General features: G+C 65.5%; 21 protein-coding genes. 17 read left to right on the forward strand and 4 right to left on the reverse strand.

Annotation, left to right across the window (positions count from 1 at the left end; translation table 11 throughout):
• Nucleotides 1-3 precede the first annotated feature (3 nt).
• From ilvN to C7T96_RS12730, 7 genes are all read left to right on the forward strand, one after another.
• Nucleotides 4-579, forward strand: coding sequence for an acetolactate synthase small subunit (gene ilvN, locus C7T96_RS12700; protein ID WP_106571606.1), 576 nt, complete (start codon nucleotides 4-6; stop codon nucleotides 577-579).
• Nucleotides 580-783: 204 nt separating this feature from the next.
• Entirely contained in the window at nucleotides 784-1,377 is a 594-nt protein-coding gene (locus tag C7T96_RS12705) for a LysE family translocator (protein ID WP_106571607.1), read from the forward strand.
• A gap of 51 nt (nucleotides 1,378-1,428) precedes the next feature.
• The gene (gene nthA / locus C7T96_RS12710) at nucleotides 1,429-2,040 is read left to right on the forward strand and encodes a nitrile hydratase subunit alpha (RefSeq protein ID WP_106571831.1); all 612 of its coding nucleotides are present in this window, start codon (nucleotides 1,429-1,431) and stop codon (nucleotides 2,038-2,040) included.
• The gene (nthB, locus tag C7T96_RS12715; protein ID WP_106571608.1) at nucleotides 2,037-2,705 is read left to right on the forward strand and encodes a nitrile hydratase subunit beta; all 669 of its coding nucleotides are present in this window, start codon (nucleotides 2,037-2,039) and stop codon (nucleotides 2,703-2,705) included. The genes nthA and nthB overlap by 4 nt, the downstream gene beginning before the upstream one ends.
• Nucleotides 2,695-3,021, forward strand: a complete 327-nt coding sequence (locus C7T96_RS12720; protein ID WP_106571609.1) for a nitrile hydratase accessory protein — start codon at nucleotides 2,695-2,697, stop codon at nucleotides 3,019-3,021. Before nthB ends, C7T96_RS12720 begins: the two co-directional genes overlap by 11 nt.
• A 126-nt stretch (nucleotides 3,022-3,147) precedes the next feature.
• Complete coding sequence (locus C7T96_RS12725) at nucleotides 3,148-3,624, forward strand: hypothetical protein (RefSeq protein WP_245414137.1); 477 nt, start codon at nucleotides 3,148-3,150, stop codon at nucleotides 3,622-3,624.
• Between the two features lie 124 nt (nucleotides 3,625-3,748).
• A complete protein-coding gene (locus C7T96_RS12730; RefSeq protein WP_106571611.1) occupies nucleotides 3,749-4,876 on the forward strand; it encodes an ATP-dependent RecD-like DNA helicase in 1,128 nt (375 codons plus the stop codon).
• Between the two features lie 14 nt (nucleotides 4,877-4,890).
• Here the strand turns inward: C7T96_RS12730 and C7T96_RS12735 are convergent, their stop codons facing one another.
• On the reverse strand, nucleotides 4,891-5,292 hold the full coding sequence (locus tag C7T96_RS12735; RefSeq protein ID WP_106571612.1) for an STAS/SEC14 domain-containing protein: 402 nt from the start codon (nucleotides 5,290-5,292) through the stop codon (nucleotides 4,891-4,893).
• A 114-nt stretch (nucleotides 5,293-5,406) separates the two neighbouring features.
• Between C7T96_RS12735 and C7T96_RS12740 the strand changes: the two genes are divergently transcribed.
• From C7T96_RS12740 to C7T96_RS12765, 6 genes are all read left to right on the forward strand, one after another.
• Nucleotides 5,407-6,156, forward strand: coding sequence for a pyridoxine 5'-phosphate synthase (locus tag C7T96_RS12740; protein ID WP_106571613.1), 750 nt, complete (start codon nucleotides 5,407-5,409; stop codon nucleotides 6,154-6,156).
• A gap of 80 nt (nucleotides 6,157-6,236) precedes the next feature.
• A complete protein-coding gene (locus C7T96_RS12745) occupies nucleotides 6,237-6,815 on the forward strand; it encodes a transglycosylase SLT domain-containing protein (RefSeq protein ID WP_106571614.1) in 579 nt (192 codons plus the stop codon).
• 211 nt (nucleotides 6,816-7,026) lie between these two features.
• Nucleotides 7,027-8,247 carry an NAD(P)/FAD-dependent oxidoreductase gene (locus tag C7T96_RS12750; protein ID WP_106571615.1) on the forward strand — a complete coding sequence of 407 codons (1,221 nt, stop codon included), beginning with the start codon at nucleotides 7,027-7,029 and terminating at the stop codon, nucleotides 8,245-8,247.
• Nucleotides 8,248-8,334: 87 nt separating this feature from the next.
• Nucleotides 8,335-9,015, forward strand: a complete 681-nt coding sequence (locus C7T96_RS12755) for a TetR/AcrR family transcriptional regulator C-terminal domain-containing protein (RefSeq protein WP_106571616.1) — start codon at nucleotides 8,335-8,337, stop codon at nucleotides 9,013-9,015.
• A 2-nt stretch (nucleotides 9,016-9,017) separates the two neighbouring features.
• Nucleotides 9,018-10,037 carry a ketol-acid reductoisomerase gene (ilvC, locus tag C7T96_RS12760; protein ID WP_238719860.1) on the forward strand — a complete coding sequence of 340 codons (1,020 nt, stop codon included), beginning with the start codon at nucleotides 9,018-9,020 and terminating at the stop codon, nucleotides 10,035-10,037.
• A gap of 164 nt (nucleotides 10,038-10,201) precedes the next feature.
• On the forward strand, nucleotides 10,202-10,492 hold the full coding sequence (locus C7T96_RS12765; RefSeq protein WP_106571618.1) for a PilZ domain-containing protein: 291 nt from the start codon (nucleotides 10,202-10,204) through the stop codon (nucleotides 10,490-10,492).
• A 146-nt stretch (nucleotides 10,493-10,638) separates the two neighbouring features.
• Here the strand turns inward: C7T96_RS12765 and C7T96_RS12770 are convergent, their stop codons facing one another.
• Nucleotides 10,639-11,154, reverse strand: coding sequence for a BA14K family protein (locus C7T96_RS12770; RefSeq protein WP_238719859.1), 516 nt, complete (start codon nucleotides 11,152-11,154; stop codon nucleotides 10,639-10,641).
• A gap of 179 nt (nucleotides 11,155-11,333) precedes the next feature.
• On the opposite strand from C7T96_RS12770, the gene C7T96_RS12775 reads away from it, so the two are divergent.
• From C7T96_RS12775 to C7T96_RS12790, 4 genes are all read left to right on the forward strand, one after another.
• A complete protein-coding gene (locus tag C7T96_RS12775) occupies nucleotides 11,334-12,446 on the forward strand; it encodes an endonuclease/exonuclease/phosphatase family protein (RefSeq protein WP_106571619.1) in 1,113 nt (370 codons plus the stop codon).
• Between the two features lie 63 nt (nucleotides 12,447-12,509).
• Nucleotides 12,510-13,160 carry a GntR family transcriptional regulator gene (locus tag C7T96_RS12780; RefSeq protein ID WP_106571620.1) on the forward strand — a complete coding sequence of 217 codons (651 nt, stop codon included), beginning with the start codon at nucleotides 12,510-12,512 and terminating at the stop codon, nucleotides 13,158-13,160.
• Nucleotides 13,161-13,409: 249 nt separating this feature from the next.
• Complete coding sequence (locus C7T96_RS12785) at nucleotides 13,410-14,000, forward strand: biotin transporter BioY (protein WP_106571621.1); 591 nt, start codon at nucleotides 13,410-13,412, stop codon at nucleotides 13,998-14,000.
• Complete coding sequence (locus C7T96_RS12790) at nucleotides 13,997-14,434, forward strand: DUF1284 domain-containing protein (RefSeq protein ID WP_106571622.1); 438 nt, start codon at nucleotides 13,997-13,999, stop codon at nucleotides 14,432-14,434. The genes C7T96_RS12785 and C7T96_RS12790 overlap by 4 nt, the downstream gene beginning before the upstream one ends.
• A gap of 21 nt (nucleotides 14,435-14,455) precedes the next feature.
• Here C7T96_RS12790 and C7T96_RS12795 read toward each other — a convergent pair whose 3' ends face one another.
• Nucleotides 14,456-15,496 carry a hypothetical protein gene (locus tag C7T96_RS12795; RefSeq protein WP_146149183.1) on the reverse strand — a complete coding sequence of 347 codons (1,041 nt, stop codon included), beginning with the start codon at nucleotides 15,494-15,496 and terminating at the stop codon, nucleotides 14,456-14,458.
• A 78-nt stretch (nucleotides 15,497-15,574) separates the two neighbouring features.
• A partial coding sequence (locus tag C7T96_RS24065; RefSeq protein WP_158264360.1) for a hypothetical protein occupies nucleotides 15,575-16,615 on the reverse strand: 1,041 nt, incomplete at its 5' end.

Genomic DNA, 16,615 nt, shown 5'->3' on the forward strand with positions numbered 1-16,615 from the left:
AAGATGAACGCCCAACTCAAACCGACCGGTTCCGCCTATTTCATCGCGCGCGAGACCGAGACCCACGAAACCCGCACGCTGTCGGTGCTGGTCGACAACGAACCGGGCGTTCTGGCGCGCGTGATCGGGCTGTTTTCGGGGCGCGGCTACAATATTGACAGCCTGACCGTGTCGGAGACCGAGCACGAGCGGCACCTGTCGCGCATCACCATCGTCACCCGCGGCACGCCGCACGTGCTGGAACAGATCAAGCATCAGCTCGAGCGCATCGTGCCGGTGCACAAGGTGGTCGACCTGACCGTGGTGGCGCGCGAGCGCGGGCAGGACCGGCCGCTGGAGCGCGAATTGGCGTTGGTCAAGGTAGCCGGCGTCGGCGACCATCGGGTGGAGGCGCTGCGGCTCGCCGACGCCTTCCGCGCCCAGGTGATCGACGCCAATACAGAGCACTTCATCTTCGAGATCACCGGCAGGGTCTCCAAGATCGAGCAGTTCATCGCCATCATGCAGCCGCTCGGGCTGGTGGAGGTGTGTCGCACCGGCGTCGCCGCGCTCAACCGCGGCGCCCAGGGCATGCAGTAGGGCCGGCGGGCTCGTTCCTTTTTCTCGGCGCGGACGGGTTTCCGCCGCGCCTTGCAAACCATGACGCTTCCCGGGTCGTCAAAATTGTTCCCCGGACAAATTCGGAGTCGATTTTCAGGCAATTTAGGACAATAATACTGTCCTAAGTGCGTGCCCGCGATCTTTGCATAGGCGCGGCGGGCACGGTGCAAACGGAACCGGACCATGACCGCCGACGTCTTTTTCGCCCTGCTGGTTTTCGCCTTCGTTTCCTCGATCACGCCCGGTCCGAACAATCTCATGCTTTTGGTTTCGGGCGTGAATTACGGTTTCTGGCGTACCGTGCCGCATATGCTCGGCATCGGTGCCGGGTTCGTCACATTGTTGTTGTCCGTCGGACTCGGCCTTGGCGCCGTGCTTTCCAGCTTTCCGTCTTTGCATACGGCGCTGAAATTCGCCGGCGGCGCCTATCTGCTCTATCTCGCCTGGCGGATCGCCATGTCGCGGTCGATCGATGGGGTGTCGGGTAACGGCCGGCCGATGTCCTTCCTGTCGGCGGCGGCGTTCCAATGGGTCAATCCCAAGGCCTGGGTGATGGCGGTGACGGCGATGGTGCTCTACACCAATGCGGACAGCCCCTTCGGATCGGTTTTTCTGGTCGCCGTCGCCTTCGGCCTCGTCAACGTGCCGTGCGTGTCGTCCTGGGCCGGGTTCGGGGTCGCGCTGCGACGGTTTCTGGCCGATCCGATCCGGCTGAAATGGTTCAACATCGCCATGGGACTGCTTTTGGCGGCGACGCTGTGGCCGATGCTGCGCTGATCGGCGTCGACATCTTGCCCTGAGCCGGTGCGCGCCATACTCTGCGCGATCATGGCGCACGATCACCACGACAACGAGCTCGATCCGATGACGGCGCGCGTGCGGGCGCTCGAAACCGTGCTTGCCGAAAAGGGGCTGATCGACCCGGCCGCCGTCGACGCGATCGTGGAGACCTACGAACACAAGGTCGGACCGAAAAACGGCGCGCGCGTCGTCGCCAGGGCATGGACCGATCCGGGCTTTTCTGAATGGCTGCAAAACGACGCCACCGCCGCGATCGCCTCGCTCGGTTATACCGGCCGCCAGGGCGAGCACATGCAGGCGGTGTTCAACAGTGCCGACACCCACAATCTGGTCGTGTGCACCTTGTGCTCCTGTTATCCGTGGTCGGTGCTCGGCCTGCCGCCGGTCTGGTATAAATCGCCGCCCTATCGCTCGCGGGCGGTGATCGATCCACGCGGCGTTTTGGAGGAGTTCGGGCTGAAACTGCCGGGCGAAACCGCGATCCGGGTGTGGGATTCGACCGCCGAGCTGCGCTATCTGGTCGTGCCGCTACGCCCGCCCGGCACGCAGGGCTGGGCCGAGGAGGCGCTTGCCGGCCTGGTGACGCGCGATTCCATGATCGGCACCGGGCTGGCGCTGGCGCCCGAGGCCGCACCGTGAACGGTCCGCACGACCTCGGCGGCCAGATGGGCTTCGGCGCCGTGGCGCCTGAGGTCGACGAACCGATCTTTCATGCCGAGTGGGAAAAGCGCGCGCTCGGCGTCACGCTGGCGGCCGGCGCGATGGGACACTGGACCATCGACGAAAGCCGGCACGCGCGCGAATGCCTGCATCCAGCCGACTACTACGCGTCGAGCTATTATGAAATATGGACGAAGGCGTTGGAACGGCTGTTGGTGCGGCACGGTTTCGTCACCGAGGACGAACTGGCAGCCGGCCGGGCGCACGGCGCGGGCGCGACCCCGAAACGCGTCCTGCGGGCGGCCGACGTGCCGGGCGCGCTCGCCAGAGGCGGGCCGTGCGACCGGGCGGTCGGGCAGCCGCCGCGTTTTTCGTCCGGCGCCCGCGTGCAAACCCGCACCATGCATCCGCAGGGCCATACGCGGCTGCCGCGCTACGCGCGCGGCAAGGTCGGGGTGATCGAGGCGGTGCGTGGCGGGTTCGTCTTTCCCGACGCCAACGCGCATGGCGCGGGCGAGGCGCCGCAGCATCTCTACACGGTCGTGTTTTCGGCCCGCGAATTGTGGGGCGAGGCGGCGGACGCGACGCTTTCGGTGTCGATCGACGCCTGGGAAAGCTATCTGGAGCCGGCCGATGAGCCATGAGGACGGCGCCTTCGCCGAACCCTGGCAGGCCGAGGCCTTCGCGCTGGCGCTCGCCCTGCAGGACAAGGGGCTGGTCTCGCCGGGCGAATGGGCCGCCGCGCTCGGTCGCGAGCGCGCGCGCGCCGGCGTTGCCGCCGACGGCAGCGACTATTACCATGGCGTGGTCGCCGCGCTCGAGGCGTTGCTCGCCGAAAAGGGGCTTGCCGACCGCGCCCGGCTTGCCGAACTGGCGGCCGCCTGGCGCCGCGCGGCCCGCGCGACACCGCACGGCGCGCCGATCAAGCTGGAAAACGACCCTCGCGGCTACGCCGGCTGAGCGGCCTCGCGCCGGCCCGCCCGTTATGCGCCGGTACGAGCGATCGGCTTGGCGTAGAGGCGCAATCAGGCTGGCGCAGGCCGCGGGCGCGCGGCCTATGCTATACTGGATTTCATGATCCGGCATGTGACCGTTATACGCGTCCTGGCGGCAACGGCGACGATCCTCGTCCTGCTGCTTGCCGTCGGCTGGCTGACACGCGAGGATCCTTCCTCGAAGCCCTATCTGAAGATCCTCGGCAGCGGTTTCATGTTCAATTACCGCGTCGCAGACGTCTATTACGGTTTCACCGCGCTGGTGCAGCGCCCGCTGCCCACCGGCTCGATCATCGAGGCGACGTTTGAGGACCCCGCCGGCGGCGCCGGCCACGTGGTGCGCACGCGCGTCGGCACCGACACGGCGCGCTATTCGCTGCGCTCGCCGCCGGTGCGCGGTGTCGAAAAGGACAAGCCCTACCGGGTGGCGATCCGGGTTTTGGACCGCGAGGCGCGCGCCGTGCTGTGGCGCGACAGCCTGAGCGTGCGCTCGCAGATCAGCGACGCGGTCGTGCCGGACAGGCCGCTGACGATCGGGCCGGGTTATGCACGCAACCCGCTCCGGTGAGACATCGCCGCGAAATTCGAGCGTTTCGATCGCGGGATGTCTTTGGCAGGCCGGGCCGGCTCGGCGGTGACGGGGCGCGTCGAGCACCCTTGCGCAAGGGGCGCGAATCCTGTCTTTCGGTGCCATGCAATTTTCTCCCCAACAGGACGAGGCGCTGAAGGCGGTATCGCGCTGGCTCAAGGAGGGCCGGCCGCAGATATTTCGGCTGTTCGGGTATGCCGGCACCGGCAAGACGACGCTTGCGCGCCATTTCGCCGAACATGTCGACGGCTCGGTGCAGTTCGCCGCCTTCACCGGCAAGGCCGCCCAGGTTCTGCGCGCCAAGGGCGCCACCAATGCGCGCACCATTCATTCGCTGATCTACCGGCCGCGCGGCGAGGAGGCGATCGCCGACGAGACGACCGGCAAGACCTCGATGTCGCCGACCTTCTCGCTCAACCGGCAAAGCCCGGTGGCGCGCGCCAAGCTGATCGTCATCGACGAGTGCTCGATGGTCGACGAGCAATTGGGGCGCGATCTTTTGACCTTCGGCACGCCGGTGCTGGTTCTGGGCGATCCGGCGCAGTTGCCGCCGATTTCGGGCGGCGGCTTCTTCACCGAGCACGAGCCCGATTTCCTGCTGACCGAAATCCACCGCCAGGCGCGCGACAATCCGATCATCCGGCTGGCGCTCGACGTGCGCGAGGGCCGCGAGTTCATGAAGGGCGATTTCGGCGCCGCCCAGGTGATCGGCCGCGAGGATGTCGACCAGGAGTTGGTTCTGTCCGCCGACCAGGTGCTTGTGGGCACCAACCGCACGCGGCGGCGCTACAACCAGCGCCTGCGCGAATTGAAGGGGTTTTCCGGGCCGCTGCCGCAGGCCGGCGACAAGCTGGTGTGTCTGAGAAACGATCCGGCCAAGGGCCTGCTCAACGGCTCCTTGTGGAAGGTGATGACGGCTTCGAAGGAAACGGTGAAGCCCGGCATCAACCTTCTGGTGTCGCCGGAGGAGGACGATCCCGACCGGGGCGTGTCCAAGATCAAGCTGTTGAAAGCCGCCTTCGAGACGCCCGAGGCCGACATTGCCTGGCAGCAGAAAAAGCGCTTCGACGATTTCGACTACGGCTACGCGCTCACCGTGCACAAGGCGCAGGGCTCGCAATGGGACGAGGTCGTGCTGTTCGACGAGAGCTATGCGTTCCGCGACACCCGCCAGCGCTGGCTTTACACCGCGATCACCCGCGCCGCCGAGCGGCTGACCATCGTGCGGTGAATGGCGGCCGGCCGTTATCCTTCGGCCGGCTCGGCGTCCAGCCATGCCCAGGCCTCGGCTTCCCGGTCGGCCTCGAAATGGCGCATCTCCATCGACATGAACGGCTTGAAGACCGTCATCATGGTGGCGATCCAGGCCGGTCCGCCGACGACGGCATATTTGCGGATATGCCGCAGCGCGTGGGTCTTGCCGATCATGGTCGATTCCTTGAAGGCCGCGCTCCAGTCGAAACCCTCATAGGCGGACATGCGCACCAGGAGGTCGATCTTGTCGTGAATTTCGTAGGCCCCTTCGAGCAAGCCGTACATGTTTTCGATGTCCGGCGCGGTGACATGGCCGGTGACGTCGAAGGCGTAGGCGTCGTCGCGGGTGGTGTCGATGCGCTTGATGGTGGGCGGGTTTTCGTTGACGAGCATGATGTTGATCCTCGTTTGCCGTTGTGCTGTCCATAAAATGAACGGCGTTTGGTCCTGTGCGTTCCGGCAAAAGCGACTATACATCGTCGCGTTGGAAAATTCCGCGAGTCAGCCATGCCGGCAAAACTGTCCGTAAACCTCAACGCCATCGCGATGCTGCGCAACCGGCGCGACCTGCCATGGCCGAGCGTGACGGGTCTCGGTCGCATCGCGCTGGCGGCGGGCGCGGGCGGGCTGACCGTGCATCCGCGCCCCGATCAGCGCCATATACGCTTCACCGACGTGCCACAGATCCGGGCGCTGATCGACGACGAGTTTCCCGACCGCGAATTCAACATCGAGGGATATCCGACGCAGGATTTCCTCGATCTGGTGGAGAAGGCGGAACCCGAGCAGGTGACGCTGGTGCCGGACGACCCCGAGCAGGCGACCTCCGATCACGGCTGGGATTTCGTCGTCAATGGCGACATTCTGCGCGCCATCGTCGCGCGGCTGAAGGCGAACGGGGCGCGGGTGTCGCTGTTTTGCGACCCCGATGCCTCGCAGGGCCAGATCGCGGCGGCCCGGGCGACGGGCGCCGACCGGGTCGAATTCTATACCGGGCCCTACGGCGCCTGCTACGACGATTCCAAAAAGGCGGCCAAAGAGCTGGAAAAGCTCAAAGAAACCGCGTTGCTCGCAAAAGATGCCGGGCTCGGCGTCAATGCCGGCCACGATTTGACGGTCGCCAATCTGCCGGCGCTGGCGCGGGCGATTCCGCATTTGGCGGAAGTCTCGATCGGCCAGGGCCTGACCGCCGACGCGCTCGAACACGGCATGGCCGAGACGGTGAGGCGGTTCCTGCGCGCCTGCGCGGGCCAGTAGCAGCGCGCGGGACCCGCAATTCGGTCAGAATTTATTAGGATTTTAGCGATTACATCCTCGTCAGAGCACGAGGATTTGTTATTCGTACCGTCGTCGCCATCGTCTTGTTGATCGCGCTCGCAGGTTGTGGGTCCACGCCGCGCGGCATCAACAATGTGTGCACCGTCTTCGACCAGAAGGACGGCTGGTTCGGCAATTGGTACCGGGCGGCCAAAAAGACGGAGCGCGAATACGGCGTTCCGGCGTCGGTACTGATGGCGACCATCCGCATCGAGTCCGGTTTCGATTCCGATGCGCGGCCGCCGCGCAAGAAACTGCTCGGGATCATTCCCTGGAAGCGCAAATCGACCGCCTACGGCTATTCGCAGGCGCTCGACGGCACCTGGCAGGGATATAAGCGCGAGACCGGCCGCTGGCGGGCGAGCCGAACCGATTTCGCCGACGCGATCCACTTCGTGGGCTGGTATCACTATAACAGCCATCGCAAGAACGGCATCGCGCTCAACGACGCCTACAGTCTCTATCTGGCTTATTATGCCGGTCAGGCCGGCTATGCGCGCGGCGTGTGGCGGGGCAATGCCGGCATGCAGAAATCCGCCCGCAAGGCCGCCAACATGGCCAATTCCTATGCCAGGCAGATGCGTCAATGCGGACGCTAGGCTTTCGCACCTGAAAGCCGGACGGGTTTTCAAGCCAAGGCATCCACGGATATCCCAAGCGCTCATCACGGTACCGTCTGGCGGGGCCGTGCCGAAACGCCGTGGCCGGTCGACCCGGCGCGGGCCGCGCGAATGACGGCCGCGCGGCCTTTCGCTTGTCAGGGCCGCGCCCGGCGTGCCATTTCGTGGTCGAACGGGGGATTTCGACCATATGGACATCGCGATCGCCGGAGCTGGCCCGGCCGGGCTCGCCGCGGCGCTTTTTCTCGACCGGGCCGGGCACCGGGTGACGGTTTTCGAGCGTTTCGAGGCAGCGCAGCCATTGGGCTCGGGACTGATCCTGCAGCCGACCGGGCTGACGGTACTGGCCGCGCTCGGCCTTCTCGACGCGATCGTGCCGCGCGGCAGCCGCATCGAGCGGCTGCACGGCAGCGACGCGCGGTCGGGGCGCACGGTGCTGGATGTGCGCTACGCGGCCTGGCGCGGCGGCCGCTTCGGCCTGTCCGTGCACCGCGCCGCCCTGTTCGACGTGTTGTTCGACGCGGTCAGGGCGGCCGATATCGGCTTGGAAACGGGCACCGAGATCGAGGCGCTCGACGTGACGGGGGCGCGGCCGCGGATCGTCACCGCGACCGGGCGCCTGTTCGGCCCGTTCGATCTCGTCGTCGATGCCAGCGGCGCGCGCTCGAAGCTGAAGCGGCATGCGCGCCGGCCGTGCGAGCCGCGGCCGCTCGCCTATGGCGCGTTCTGGGCTTCGCTCGACTGGCGCGGCGACGGTTTCGACCCGCACGCGCTGGTGCAGCGCTACGACAAGGCCAGCGTGATGATCGGCGTTCTGCCGATCGGCCGACCAAGGCCGGACGGCGAGGCGCAGGCGGCGTTTTTCTGGAGCCTGAAACCGGCGCAGGCGGCCGCGGTTCGCACGGCCGGGCTGGAGGCCTGGAAAGGGCGGGTCGAACGGCTCTGGCCCGAAACGCGGGCCTATCTCGACCAGATCGCGGATTTCGACCAGCTCACGCTGGCGCGCTATGGGCACCATACGCTCAAGGTTCCGGCCGGGCGCGGACTGGCGGTGATCGGCGATGCCGCGCACTCGACCAGCCCGCAACTGGGGCAGGGCGCCAATATGGCGCTGCTCGATGCGGCCGCGCTGGCGCACGCATTGGACAGGGCGCGCGACGTGGCGGCGGCCCTCGATTCCTATTGCGCGATGCGACGCTGGCACGTGCGCACGTTCCAGGCATTGTCGGCGGCCCTGACGCCGTTTTACCAGTCCGACTCCGCGGCGATGCCGTTCGTGCGCGACCGGCTTGTGGCCACGCTCGCCCATATCCCGCCCGTGCCGCAGATCTTGGCGTCGATGGTGGCCGGCACGCTGGCCGCCCCGTTTCGCCCGATCGGGCTTCGCGAGATCGACTGGCGCGCCATATAGGCCTTGCATGGGGCGGGGGCAAAGCGCTATGACGACCGAACCGTAACGTACGGTACACCACTGGGCGGTTTGCCGCCGGAGACAGAGTTGCAGGTCGCGCACGAGACAGAACGGCTGGAAACGCTCACCCCGCGCCAGGGCGAAGTGCTGGACGCGGTGCTCGCGCTTCTGGTGGAAGGCCGCGACGCGCTTACCATGAGCGCGGTGGCGCGGCGGGCGAGCTGCTCGAAGGAAACGCTCTACAAATGGTTCGGCGACCGCGACGGGCTGTTGACGGCGACCGTGCGCTGGCAGGCGGCGAAGGTGCGCACGGGCAGCTATGAGCGCCAGCGGCTCGATGCGGCGGCCTTGCGCGAAAGCCTGGAGGATTTCGCCGCCACCTGGCTGCGCGTCATTTCCTCGAAAAGCTCGATCGCGCTCAACCGGGTGGCGATTTCGCATGCCGGGTCCGGCAAGAGCAATCTCGGCCGGATCGTGCTGGCCAATGGCCGTTTTGCCATCGGCGAAAGGCTGAAACCCGTTTTGGAAGCCGGACGCGCGGCCGGGCTGCTTGCCTTCGACGACGCCGAAACCGCCTTCCGCAGCTTTTTCGGCCTGGTGGGCCGTGACGTTCAGATCCGACTTCTGCTCGGCGACCGGCTGGGCATGAGCGAGAGCGAGATCGCCCGCGACGCCGCATCGGCGACGCGGCAGTTCTTGGCTCTCTACGCAGCAAAACCGGCGCCGGAATCCGGTGCCGCCGGAACGCAAACCCAGGAAAGGAAATGATGATGCGTGTCTATTACGATCGCGACGCCGATCTCAATCTCATCAAGGGCAAGAAGGTCGCCATTATCGGCTATGGCTCGCAGGGCAGGGCGCACGCGCTCAACCTGAAGGATTCGGGCGCCAAGGAGATCGCGATCGGCCTGAAGGAAGGCTCGGCGACCGCCAAGAAAGTCGAGGCCGACGGGCTGAAGGTGATGAGCGTGGCCGAGGTCGCCAAATGGGCCGACCTGATGATGATGGCCACGCCCGACGAATTGCAGGCCGACATCTACAAGAACGAGATCGCGCCGAATATCCGCGACGGCGCCGCGATCGCCTTCGCCCACGGCCTGAACGTGCATTTCGGCCTGATCGAGCCGAAGGCGAGCGTCGACGTGCTGATGATCGCGCCGAAGGGCCCGGGCCATACGGTGCGCGGCGAATACCAGAAGGGCGGCGGCGTGCCGTGCCTGGTGGCGGTGCATCAGGACCCGTCCGGCAATGCGCTCGACCTGGCGTTGTCCTACGCATGCGGCGTCGGCGGCGGCCGCTCGGGCATTATCGAGACCAATTTCCGCGAGGAGTGCGAGACCGACCTGTTCGGCGAGCAGGTGGTGTTGTGCGGCGGCCTGGTCGAACTGATCCGGGCCGGCTTCGAAACGCTGGTGGAAGCCGGCTACGCGCCCGAAATGGCCTATTTCGAGTGCCTGCACGAGGTCAAGCTGATCGTCGACCTGATCTACGAGGGCGGCATCGCCAACATGAACTACTCGATCTCCAACACCGCCGAATGGGGCGAATATGTCTCCGGGCCGCGCATCATCACCGCCGAGACCAAGGCGGAGATGAAGCGGGTGCTCAACGACATCCAGACCGGCAAGTTCACCTCGGAATGGATGCAGGAATACCGTTCGGGCGCGGCGCGCTTCAAGGGTATCCGCCGCATGAACGACGACCATCCGATCGAACAGGTCGGCGAGAAGCTGCGCGGCATGATGCCGTGGATTTCGGCCAACAAGCTGGTCGACAAGGCCAAGAACTAACCGACCGACAGATCCCGCCGGCGGCTGCGGCCACCCGGCAAGGGTTCGTACGATTGAAAAATGCACAGGCGCCGGCCTTCTGGTCCGGCGCCTGTGCCGTTTCGGCACACTCATCGTGGCACGAAATTCGCTTCGAGAGCCCCATCAATGCGAGGAGGCTCGACATGATGCCGATTACCAAGAAGTCGATCGCCATCGATGGCCGCATTTTCCCCGACCGTCGCCGCGAACTGCGCCATCGGGTTTTGAAAGGCGCGAAGCTCACCTTCAACAACGGCTACGGCGCGAGCGAATGCGTGGTGCGCAACCTGTCGGAACGGGGCGCGAAACTCGCCTTCGGCGATACGCTCGGTGTGCCGCGCCGGTTCCGGCTGCACATTGCCGGCGAGACCATCACCCACGAAGCCGATGTGTGCTGGCGCGGCATCGGCGAGATCGGCGTGCGCTTCACATAACAAAAACAGGCGCATGCCAGGCTGGCCGGCCGCGGCGTGGGGCGGGCCGGCCAGCCGTAATGCCGGGCCGCTCCCGGTCTTGCCGCGAAACGCAAAACGCCGCCCCGAAGGGCGGCGCTTGGGATCCGGCCGTCGGCCGGGCCGGTTCAGCTATAAGGCGACACGCATTGGCGCCGCCGGCCGTGATAAGGCTGAAACGTGTTGTCGCGCACCCGATACGACCGGTAGCGGTCGAAGCACCACTGGATATGGGCGTTCGAAAGGCCGCGATGCCGCTTGTAATAACGGCGCGGCTGCACGTGGCGCCGCGGCGGATAGGCATCGTAAAGCAGCCCGGGCACGTTGAGATAGATCCGCGGTCCGCCGTGGCGATAGATGCGCCGATTGTGACGACGATCATAACGGCGCTTGTAGACGCGGCGATCGCGGAAATCGCGATCCCTGTAGACATGGCGGCGCTTCGCCCGGCGGTCGAAATAGACGCCGCCGCCGCGATTGATGATCGTTGGGCAATCGGTCGAGCCGCCGGCGCAGCCGATCGCGGTCAGACCGCCGCCGTGGCGCCAGATGCGCTCGCCGGCCGAAGCCGAATTGGTGCTCATCGACAGCGCGCCGACGACAAGCGCCGCGCACCAAACGAAGAGCGGAAAGATTCTGGACATTGTCGAGCCTCCTTGCGCAGTTGTCTTCCCGCGCCCACGGGGCCCAGAAAGCCGTAGCAAACACTCCTACTAGCCAATCCTACCTGAACTAGGGATGAACGGAAGCTTTTCAACCGCTGCGCGCGCAAGCGTGATCGGTGCCTTGTTATTTGCGGTGGGGGCGGGCAAATATGCCGCCCATGTCCGTGCGCGTCGCCAGTTTCAATATCGAGAACCTGATGAACAGGTTCGATTTTTCCGGGTATCGCAACGAGCTTTGGCAGGACAGGGCCGTGGCGCTGTTCGACATCAAGGACGAGGCCGAATATCGCGAGGTCGAGCGGGCGCGCGCGATCGCGCATACCGACGACGCCCGCCAACTGTCCGCGCTTGCCATCGCCGAAACCGGCGCGGACATCCTCTGTCTCCAGGAAGTCGACAATCTCGACGCGCTGAAGGCGTTCGAATACGGCTACCTGTTCAAGATGGTCGGGCGCGGCTATCGCCACAAATACATGACGGCCGGCAATGACGGCCGCGGTATCGACGTCGCGGTGATGATGCGGCCGGAAACCAGGCACGGCCAGCCGATCGAATTCGTCGCCATGACGAGCCATGCCCACGTTACCTTCGAGGATTTCGACCTGCATACGCCCGAACTGGCCGAACTGGGCATCGAACCGTTTGCCCGCATCTTCCGCCGCGACTGCCTGGAGGTCGACGTGCTGGTCGACGGACAGCCTCTGACCATCTACACGGTTCATTTCAAGTCGATGGGCACGCCGCGCAACGGCCTGTCGGGCCGGGATGCAAGCATGCCGGTGCGGATTGCCGAGGCGCGCGCGGTGCGCCGCATCATCCAGGAACGCTTCGGGGCCGGCGAGGCGGCGGACAAGCGGTGGGTGATTTGCGGCGACATGAACGACTACCAGGAACGGGTCGTCATCAGCGGCGACCGGTTTTCCGGCTACGACTTCACGCCGGTGCGCGAAGCGTTTTCCAGCGTCGATCTTTTGACCGAGGACGGTTTCAGCATCAATCCGGTCGAGCGGCGGCCCGAACTGGATCGCTGGACGCTCTATCACACGCGCGGGCCGCAGGAGCGCCATCTGTGCCAGCTCGACTACATCTTGCTGTCGCCGGCGCTGGCGCGCGGCAATGCCAAGGCCGTGCCCGACATCATCCGCGCCGGGCAGCCGTTCCGGACGCTGTTTCCGCCCGGCCAGGCGGTGGAGCGCTATCCGCGCATCGGCTGGGACCGGCCGAAGGCATCCGACCATTGTCCGATTGCGATCACGCTGGACCTGGTGTGAAGCCTGCGGCGCCCGCCTGCGGCACACTCGACGGGGCGTCTTGTTGGCATTATCTATAATTCCATGTCGCGTCACAAATCAGAACCCGTTGCCGCGCGGATCGGCCGCGAACTCGCCGAGCGCATCATCTCCGGCCGGATCGGCGCAGGCGCGCGGCTGCGGCAGGACCAAATCGCCGATGAGTTCGGCGCCAGCCATGTGCCGGTACGGGAAGCCTTCCGGCGCCTCGAAGCGCAGGGGCTGGTGGAAAGCGAGCCGCACCGGGGCGTTCGGGTGGCGGGCTTCAGCCTGGAGGAGGTGCGCGAGGTCGCCGCGATGCGCGCCGCGCTCGAGGTGCTCGCCTTGCGCAACGCCGCGCCGCATCTGACCAAGGCCATTCTGGACCAGGCCGAGGAGGCCACGCGCGCCGGCGATCAGGCGGGCGACGTGCAGGCCTGGGAAGACGCCAACCGCGCCTTCCACCGGCTGATCATCACGCCCTGCGGCATGCCGCGCCTGCTGCGGACCATCGACGATCTGCATATCGCCAGCGCCCGCTTCCTGTTTTCGGGCTGGCGGGCGGAGTGGGAAACGCCGACGGATCGCGATCACAGGGCCATCCTCGCGGCGCTGCGTGCGGGTGACATCGATGCCGCCACGGCCGTGCTTGCGCGGCATGTGCAGTGGATCGGAAAAAAACCGGAACGGCCGGGCGCCGTCGGCGCAGCTCGATAGGGCGCGCCAGAAAACCAGGCGGCACAAAGACGGGTTGCGGATTGCCGAATCGGCTGCGGCGGGCGACGCCGCGCGCATAAGGCCCACCGCCTGACGGCCGCCTGGCGGCCAGCGCAATTTTCCTGTTGCTGAAACGCTTTGCGCCTGGCGCAGGGGCGGATGCGCGCGCCGGGCTTGCAATGGGCACGGTTTTGTGGACTCCATTAGCGATAGAATATCCAAATTATCTATAATCTGAAAAGGACAGCCATGACCCTCTCGACCAGCGCCCGGCAAAGGCCGGCCTTCAGTCCGCTCGATCTGCAGCGTCGCCCGCTGATCTGGAGGATCGGTGCGGTGTTTTTCGGCAGCCTGTTTCTTGCGCTGTCGTCCTATATCGAAGTGCCGATGATCCCCGTCCCGGTGACGATGCAGACTTTCGCCGTCGCGCTGGTGGGCGCGCTTTACGGCTGGCGACTCGGCGGCGTCACCATCGCCGCCTGGCTGCTGGAAGGCGCGCTTGGTCTGCCGGTTCTCGCCGGCGGGGCCGCGGGCGCGCACCATTTCGTCGGGCCGACCGCCGGTTATCTCTTTGCCTTTCCGGTCGCGGGCATGGCCATGGGCTGGCTGGCCGAGCGCGGATGGAACGGCCATCGTCCCGGTCTGGCCTTTGTCGGCATGCTGATCAGCAATCTGCTTTGCCTCGTGGTCGGCGCGGCATGGCTGGCGGCCCTGATCGGCCCGCAGCAGGCGGTGATGGCCGGGATCGTGCCTTTCCTCGCCGGCGCGGTTCTCAAAGCGGCGCTCGGTGCCTTGACGCTCCGGCTCATGGCGCGCGAGCCGAGACCGGCTGCCGAATGACGGTGCGCTTGCGCCCGCACCATCTGCTGTGTGTGCTGACCTATGCGGGAAAGGGCTACAGCCCCGCCTTCACGGCCAATATGACCGCGATCGCGGGGCGCCTGGCAGGGGGCGAAGACGTTGAGGTCGTGGCCGGGCCGGACGACGTCTGTGCCCCGCTCCTGAGCGACCCGCAGCCCCATTGCCATCGTGCCAGCGTCAGCGAACGCGATCGCGCGGCGATCGACGATCTCGGCCGCGTTCTGGCCTTGCCGGTGCGCCTCGGCGGCCGGCTGAGGCTCGATGCGACCTGGCTCGGTCGGCTGCGCGCCGCTTTCGCGGCCGGCCACGTCCGCTCCGCCTGTCACGAGTGCGAATGGGACGCGCTGTGCACGGCGATTGCGCAGGACGGTTTTGCGCACACGGTACTTGCCGCGCGGGCGCGGGAGGCGTGAGCCTCGCCGCCCGCCGGCGCCTTATTTGCTCTGGCCGATGGCGAAGCAGGGATAATAGGTCGCCGGATCGACGGCGGCGGCGGCGCATTGATCGAGCACGGTAAATTCGCTCTGGTCTTCATAGAGCAGATAGGGGTCGACCAGCATGCGGCCGGAGAGGTCGCGCGAATTGCCGAACCTGTCGATCTGGCCCTCGACTTCGGGGCTGAGCTCGAGCAGGGCACGGCGCAGCACGTCGCCCTCCAGAAAATTGTCCGGCAGCTGGTCGAACGGCCCGTCGAAAAACGTGTTGAGCGAGGTTTCGTAGGCGCGCACCCCGACCAGGATCCGGCGGTCGAGATAGCGGTCCTGGTACCAGGCGAAACCGGTGCGTCGTCCGATGCTGACCTGGGTCGACGTCTCGGACTGGAAATAGGATTCCGACGGCACGTTGTCGTCGAGCACGTAGAGGAACATTTTCAGTTCCTGGTTCCACAACAAGAACATCTGCACGCCGGCCTCGTCGAAGACCGGGCCGAGATAGTCCTCGCCCGGCCCGAGCTTCGATTTCGGGATCCGGACATCGCGCAAATCGTTGAGCCGGAACGTCACCGTGCGCCCCTTGCGGGTCAGTGCATAGGTGAGACCGTCCTTTTTCTCCACGGTCACGCCAAGCTCGGCCGTATAGGCGCGATGCTTGGAAAGTTGCTGCTCGGTGAAGGGATTGTTTTCGGTGAAATAGGCGAAATGAACGATGCCGTCGTCGCGGTCGGCGATGTCGAGGCGGAAATTGCCGGCATAAGGCACCGCGTCGTGGATGAATTTGAAATAGTAGTAGTTTTCAGTCGGATAGACGGTGACCTCGTCGTTTAGCTGGGAAAAGACGTGGTCGAAGACCGCGTCGATGTCGGTGATGTCGAAAGCCGGCGCGGCGCGCACGGCGTCCACATAGGCTTCGTTGGTCGTGATCGTATTGGCGGATGCGGCCGCGACCGGCTGCGCCCAAACCATCGCTGCGGCCGCGAGGCCGAAACAAAGCCGGGCAAAGCGAAAGCCCCGCGGCATGAATGATGCCGGTGTCATGTCGATCTCCATTCCAATCATCGGGAACTGCCGGGGAGCCTGGCGCGCAGGCTCCCCGCGCATCTGAATTGCGCAAGCCTAGAGCTTGGGCAGGAATGCCGGCGGTTTTTCGATCGCCGAGCCCTTTTTCAGGTGCGACTGCAGCTTGTTGTGCGGCCTCACGGAACCGGTCTTGTTGTGCGACTGCGCCTTGTTGTGCGGCCTCACCGAACCGGTCTTCTTATGCGACTGCGCCTTGTTATGCGGCGATCCGGTCTTCAGGTGCGACTGGATCTTCTTGTGCGGCGAGCCGGTCTTCAGGTGTGACTGCGTCTTCTTATGCGGCGAGCCGGTCTTGAGGTGCGACTGCAACTTCTTATGCGGCGAGCCGGTCTTGAGATGCGACTGCGTCTTCTTATGCGGCGAGCCGGTCTTGAGGTGCGACTGCAACTTCTTATGCGGCGAGCCGGTCTTGAGATGCGACTGCGTCTTCTTATGCGGCGAGCCGGTCTTCAGGTGCGACTGCAACTTCTTATGCGGCGAGCCGGTCTTGAGATGCGACTGCGTCTTCTTATGCGGCGAGCCTGTCTTGAGATGCGACTGCAGCTTGTTGTGCGGCGATCCGGTCTTGAGGTGCGACTGCAGCTTGTTGTGCGGCGAGCCTGTCTTGAGATGCGACTGGATCTTCTTATGCGGCGAGCCGGTCTTGAGGTGCGACTGCGTCTTCTTGTGCGGCGAGCCGGTCTTGAGGTGCGACTGCGTCTTCTTGTGCGGCGAGCCGGTTTTGAGGTGCGACTGCAGCTTGTTGTGGGGCGAGCCGGTCTTGAGATGCGATTGCGTCTTCTTGTGCGGCGAGCCGGTCTTGAGATGCGATTGCGTCTTCTTGTGCGGCGAGCCGGTCTTGAGGTGCGACTGCAGCTTGTTATGCGGCGAGCCCGTCTTGAGGTGCGACTGCAGCTTGTTGTGGGGCGAGCCGGTCTTGAGGTGCGATTGCAGCTTGTTGTGCGGCGAACCCGTCTTGAGGTGCGATTGCAGCTTGTTGTGGGGCGAACCCGTCTTGAGGTGCGATTGCAGCTTGTTGTGGGGCGAACCCGTCTTGAGATGCGATTGCAGCTTGTTGTGGGGCGAACCCGTCTTGAG

This window comes from Nitratireductor sp. StC3, assembly GCF_003015025.1.
In the GTDB taxonomy this organism is placed as follows: domain Bacteria; phylum Pseudomonadota; class Alphaproteobacteria; order Rhizobiales; family Rhizobiaceae; genus Mangrovimarina; species Mangrovimarina alexandrii.

Excerpts from the sequence above, each read along its gene's own strand:
- ilvN (WP_106571606.1), top strand. The coding sequence starts at position 4 with ATGAACGCCCAACTCAAACCGACCGGTTCCGCCTATTTCATCGCGCGC.
- C7T96_RS12730 (WP_106571611.1), top strand. The coding sequence starts at position 3,749 with ATGCAATTTTCTCCCCAACAGGACGAGGCGCTGAAGGCGGTATCGCGC.
- C7T96_RS12735 (WP_106571612.1), bottom strand. The coding sequence starts at position 5,292 with ATGCTCGTCAACGAAAACCCGCCCACCATCAAGCGCATCGACACCACC.
- ilvC (WP_238719860.1), top strand. The coding sequence starts at position 9,018 with ATGCGTGTCTATTACGATCGCGACGCCGATCTCAATCTCATCAAGGGC.
- C7T96_RS12740 (WP_106571613.1), top strand. The coding sequence starts at position 5,407 with ATGCCGGCAAAACTGTCCGTAAACCTCAACGCCATCGCGATGCTGCGC.
- C7T96_RS12780 (WP_106571620.1), top strand. The coding sequence starts at position 12,510 with ATGTCGCGTCACAAATCAGAACCCGTTGCCGCGCGGATCGGCCGCGAA.
- C7T96_RS12750 (WP_106571615.1), top strand. The coding sequence starts at position 7,027 with ATGGACATCGCGATCGCCGGAGCTGGCCCGGCCGGGCTCGCCGCGGCG.
- nthA (WP_106571831.1), top strand. The coding sequence starts at position 1,429 with ATGGCGCACGATCACCACGACAACGAGCTCGATCCGATGACGGCGCGC.
- C7T96_RS12785 (WP_106571621.1), top strand. The coding sequence starts at position 13,410 with ATGACCCTCTCGACCAGCGCCCGGCAAAGGCCGGCCTTCAGTCCGCTC.
- C7T96_RS12705 (WP_106571607.1), top strand. The coding sequence starts at position 784 with ATGACCGCCGACGTCTTTTTCGCCCTGCTGGTTTTCGCCTTCGTTTCC.
- C7T96_RS12720 (WP_106571609.1), top strand. The coding sequence starts at position 2,695 with ATGAGCCATGAGGACGGCGCCTTCGCCGAACCCTGGCAGGCCGAGGCC.
- C7T96_RS12790 (WP_106571622.1), top strand. The coding sequence starts at position 13,997 with ATGACGGTGCGCTTGCGCCCGCACCATCTGCTGTGTGTGCTGACCTAT.
- C7T96_RS12795 (WP_146149183.1), bottom strand. The coding sequence starts at position 15,496 with ATGACACCGGCATCATTCATGCCGCGGGGCTTTCGCTTTGCCCGGCTT.
- C7T96_RS12770 (WP_238719859.1), bottom strand. The coding sequence starts at position 11,154 with ATGTCCAGAATCTTTCCGCTCTTCGTTTGGTGCGCGGCGCTTGTCGTC.
- C7T96_RS12765 (WP_106571618.1), top strand. The coding sequence starts at position 10,202 with ATGATGCCGATTACCAAGAAGTCGATCGCCATCGATGGCCGCATTTTC.
- C7T96_RS12775 (WP_106571619.1), top strand. The coding sequence starts at position 11,334 with ATGTCCGTGCGCGTCGCCAGTTTCAATATCGAGAACCTGATGAACAGG.